The organism is Actinomadura rugatobispora (assembly GCF_042656285.1).
Lineage (GTDB): Bacteria > Actinomycetota > Actinomycetes > Streptosporangiales > Streptosporangiaceae > Spirillospora > Spirillospora rugatobispora.
Genome location: NZ_JBHSON010000200.1, coordinates 1 through 4,978 on the forward strand (window position 1 = coordinate 1; position 4,978 = coordinate 4,978).

Below are 4,978 nucleotides of genomic sequence, written 5' to 3' on the forward strand. Positions count from 1 at the left end.
CTGGTTGACGACCGCCGCATGACCGACCGCGACTCCCTTGGGACGTCCCGTCGAGCCCGAGGTGTAGATCACGTACGCGAGGTCGTCGGCGTGCAGCGGCACGGACGGCGCGGTCGCCGGACGAGCCGCCAGCGCGGCGGCGGCCGACGGTTCGTCGATCACCAGCCGCTCGGCTCCCGCCTCGCCGGGCAGGAGTTCCTCGGTCGCGGTCGTGCACACCACCACCGCCGGGCGGGCGTCGCCGAGCATGTAGGCGATGCGGTCGGCGGGGTACTCCGGATCGATCGGAACGTACGCGGCGCCCGCCTTCATGATCCCCAGCAGCACCGCGGGCAGTTCCGCCGACCGGTCCATCGCGACACCGACCAGGGCGCCGGCCCCGGTCCCCCGCGCGATCAGTTCGTGCGCCATCCGGTTCGCCCGCGCGTCCAGTTCCGCGTACGACCACCCGGTCCCCTCACAGACCACCGCCACAGCGTCCGGGGACCGCGCCACCTGAGCCTCGAACAGGTCCACCAACGACTCGCCCGGCACATCCCGGACGGTGTCGTTCCATTCCACGACGACATGACGGCGTTCGGTGTCCGACAGCACCCCGACCTGTCCCGTCCGGACCGTCGGGTCGGCGGCGACCTGCTCCAGCACCCGGACCAGCCGGTCGAGCAGAGCCTGCGCCGCCTCCTCGCCGAACACGTCCGGCCGGTATTCCAGGCCGAGGTCGAGCCGGTCCGCGGCGGCGGCCAGCAGGGTGAGCGGGTAGTGGGAGGCGTCCTCGCCCTCGGCGCCGGTGACCTTCAGGCCGCCGGGGCCCGGCTGACCGCCGCCACCGACGCGCGGGTAGTTCTGGTACGCCATGAGGCTGTCGAACCTGGCGCCGGGACCGCCCACGCGCTGGATCTCCGCCAGGCCCAGATGCTGGTGGGCCAGCAGTTCCGACTGCTCGCCCTGGAGCCTGGCCAGCAGTTCTCCGAACGGCTCGCCGGCCTCCAGGCGGACCCGCACGGGGACGGTGTTGGTGAACAGCCCGAGCATGCGCTCCACGCCCGGCAGCTCCGCCGGACGCCCGGCCACCGTGGCGCCGAAGGCCACGTCGGCCCGGCCGGTGATCTTGCCGAGCACCAGTCCCCAGGCGCCCTGGACGACCGTGTTCAGGGTGAGGCCGCGGCCGCCCGCCAGGCTTCGCAGCCGCTCCGTCAGCTCCTCCGTCGCGCGCACGGTCACGTAGTGCGGCATCACCGGCGCGCTCGGCGGCTCGGCCGGGCCCACGCGCGTCGGCTCGGTGAGCCCGCTCAGCGCGCGCCGCCAGGCCCGCCGCGCCGCGTCCTTGTCCTGGCGTGCCAGCCATGCCAGGTACTCGCGATACGGCGTCACCGGGGGCAGGCCGCCCGCGTCACCGCCCGCGGCGTAGATCCGGGCCAGCTCGTCGAACAGGATCGGGGACGACCAGCCGTCGAGCACGATGTGGTGCATCGAGACCACGAGCCTGTACTCGCCGCCCGCCAGCTTCACCAGCAGCAGGCGCAGCAGCGGCGGCACCGACAGGTCGAAGTTGCGCGACCGCTCCTGCTCGGCGGCGCGCGCGAGCTCTTCCGCCGCCTCCGCGGCGGGCCGTCCCGACAGGTCCAGCTCGCGCCAGGGCACCCGCACACCGCTCGCGATCACCTGGACGAGCTGCTGCGCCCCGGTGGGCTGCTGGAATCCCGCGCGTAAGCTCGCGTGCCGGTCCAGCAGCGCCTGCCAGGAGGTTCGCAGCAGCCCGGTGTCGAGGGGTTCGGCCAGATCCAGAATATGTTGCCCGACATAAACGTCGCGCGCCCGCTCGTCATACCAGGCGTGGAAGAGCAGCCCTTCCTGCAGGGGCGACAGCGGCCACACATCCTCAATACGGATCTGAGTCATCGAGCTCCCTCTCGCCCCGCCAGAACAAAGCCTCGTGCAAACTCAACCAATTTTGGACTTTACCAAGTGAGAGCCCTGGTAAGGCCGTGTCCAACTGACCAGAATCCCTCGTTCGATTCGGCCGGATAATTGTTTCCGGGCCGCGCCGCCGGGCTCAGCCCATTCCTTGCGCGAGTTTCGCCTGGAGTTCCTCGATCTGATCTTGTGCGAGGGCCACGAGCGGAAAGTCGGACGGGGTGTATCCGCCGCTCTCGGGATCGGCGGTGTGAGCGACCAGGCCGCCCAGCATGTCCACCCACCCGGCGGTCAGCTCCTCGACCGCCGTCCGGTCGAGCACCCCGGCCGGGCACGTCAGCGACACGGTCAGCTCGGGCCCGCCGGGCAGGTCCCGCACCAGTCCGGCGGCCTCCAGCGTGTGCGTGGCCGCCATGTCCGCGTCCGCGCCGCCGCCCAGCGCCGTCTCCCCGGCGGGCTGCCAGGGCACCTCCGCCCGCCGGCCCGCGGCCGGGGCTCCGTCCGCCTCGGAGGTGGCGTAGCGCCCGAGGTAGTTGAACGAGATCTGCGGGGTGGGCAGCGCGGCCAGCACCGGCGCGGTCTCCGGGTTGAGGTAGCGCAGCATCCCGTAGCCCAGCGCGTCCCCGGGCACGGCCCGCAGCTGCTCCTTGACCCGCTTGACCAGGTGACCCGCCGCCTCGCCGCCGGCCCGCACCCCGGCGGGATCCGCTCCGCCCGGATCCAGGCGCACCGGATATCCGTTGGTGAACCAGCCGACCGTGCGGGTGAGGTCCATGTCGTCGTCCAGCGGCTCGCGGCCGTGGCCCTCCACGTCCACGAGCACCCCGCCGACCAGGTCGCGCCCCTGCCCGCGGCGCCGTTCGGCGATCGCGGCCAGCAGGCCCGCCAGGAGTATGTCGTCGACCCCGGCGTGGAACGCCGCCGGGACCCGGGTCAGCAGCGCCGACGTCACCTCTCCCGGCACCGGCAGCGCGACCCGGTTCATGCCCTCGGCCATGGTGTCGCGAGCCGGATCGGGCAGCCGGTCGCCGAGCAGCGGGTCCGGACCGGCGAGCATCCGCCTCCACTCGGGCAGTTCGGCGGTCCGCCGCGTACCGGCCGCCTGGGCCGCCAGTTCCTCGGCCCAGCGCCGGAACGACGTCCCGGCCGGCTCCAGGTCGGGTTCGCGTCCGGCGGACACCGCCGCGTACGCCGCGGCCAGGTCGGGCAGCAGCACCCGCCACGACACCCCGTCCATGACCAGGTGATGGACGACCAGCAGCAGCCTGCCGGGCACGTCCCGGCCCGCGTCGAACCACACGGCCTGGACCATCGCGCCGCCGCGCGGGTCCAGGCGACTCATCGCCTGCCAGGAGTGGGTCTCGATCGCCTCCGCCACCGCCGCGGGGTCCAGCCCGCCGACGTCCACGCGGCGCAGGCAGGTCCGCCCCGCCGGCGCCCCGGCGGGCGGCACCACCAGGCGCCACGTGGCGATCTCGGGGGTGTCGGCCTCCAGCCGCGCGCGCAGGACGTCATGGGTGTCCAGCACCGCCTGGAGCGTCGCGGCCATGGTGTCGAGGTCCGGGCCGGGCGGCGCGGTCAGCAGCATCGACTGGCAGTACCGGCCCGTCAACGCGACCGGGCCCGCCCGCTCGGCCGTCTCGCGCATCACCGGGGTCAGCGGGAACGTCCCCGTCGCGATGTCCTCGGCCTTCGCCGGACCGGCCGCGGCCACCGGCTCGGCGACCCGGGCGAGCCCGGCCGGGGTCTGCTGCTCGAACATCTGCCGCGCGGTGATCAGCAGGCCCGACCTGCGGGACCGCGCCACCACCAGCATCGACATGATCGAGTCGCCGCCCAGCGCGAAGAACGAATCGTCCGCACCGACCGTCTCCAGCCCGAGCACCTCGGCGAACACCGCACAGAGGATCTCCTCGGCCACGGTCGCCGGGGCCCGGCCGGTCGCCCGGCCCGCCAGGTCAGGCGCGGGCAGCGCGGCCCGGTCCAGCTTGCCGTTGACCATCAACGGCAGCGCGTCCAGCGCCATCACGGCCGCGGGCACCATGTGGTCGGGCAGCCGGTCCGCGACGCGCGCCCGCAGCGCCGCCTCGTCCACGCCGCCGGCGCCGTCGGCCGGGACGACGTAGGCGACCAGCCTCTTCACACCCGGCTGGTCCTCGCGGGCGATCACCGCGACCTGACCGACCGTCGCGTCGCCGGCCAGCACCGACTCGACCTCGCCGGGCTCGATCCGGATACCCCGGATCTTGACCTGCTCGTCCACGCGACCGGCGAACACCAGCTCCCCGGCCTTGTCCCACCGCACCAGGTCGCCCGTCCGGTACATCCGCGCACCGGCGCCGGTGAACGGGCACGCGACGAACCGCTCCGCGGTCAGGCCCGCCCGGCCGACATATCCCCGCGCGAGCTGGACCCCGGCGATGTACAACTCCCCGGCCACTCCCGCCGGGACCGGGCACAGGAACTCGTCCAGCACGAACAGGCGCGTGTTCCACACCGGACGCCCGATCGGCACCGCACCCGTCCCGGCCACGGACGAGCACGTGTACGCCGTCACGCTGTTCGTCGCCTCCGTCGGCCCGTACGAGTTGTCCAGCGGCACCCCCAGCCGCTCACCGAACTCGGCCGCCAACCCTGCCGGCAGCGCCTCCCCGCCCGAGAACACCCGGCGCAGACTCCCCGCCGCCCTGACCGCACCCTCCTCCTCGAGAAAGGCCGCGAGCATCGAGGGAACGAACTCGGCCGTGGTGACCCGCTCGCGCACGATCAACTCGGCCAGATAGGCCGGATCGCGATGACCGCCGGGCCGGGCCACCACCACGCCCGCACCCACGATCAACGGCCAGAACAGCTCCCACACCGAGACGTCGAACCCCAGCGGAGTCTTCTGCACCGACCGGTCATCAGCCGCGAGCCCGTACCGGCCCTGCATCCAGAGCAGCTGGTTGACGACCGCCGCATGACCGACCGCGACTCCCTTGGGACGTCCCGTCGAGCCCGAGGTGTAGATCACGTACGCGAGGTCGTCGGCGTGCAGCGGCACGGACGGCGCGGTCGCCGGACG

2 protein-coding genes are annotated in these 4,978 nt (G+C 73.4%); both read right to left on the reverse strand.

Translation table 11 applies throughout. The features are described 5' to 3' along the window. Positions 1–1,899: condensation domain-containing protein (locus ACFPZN_RS55620; protein WP_378293457.1), on the reverse strand; the 1,899-nt coding region annotated here is incomplete at its 3' end. Between the two features lie 154 nt (positions 1,900–2,053). Further along, a partial coding sequence (locus ACFPZN_RS55625) for an amino acid adenylation domain-containing protein (RefSeq protein WP_378293459.1) occupies positions 2,054–4,978 on the reverse strand: 2,925 nt, incomplete at its 5' end.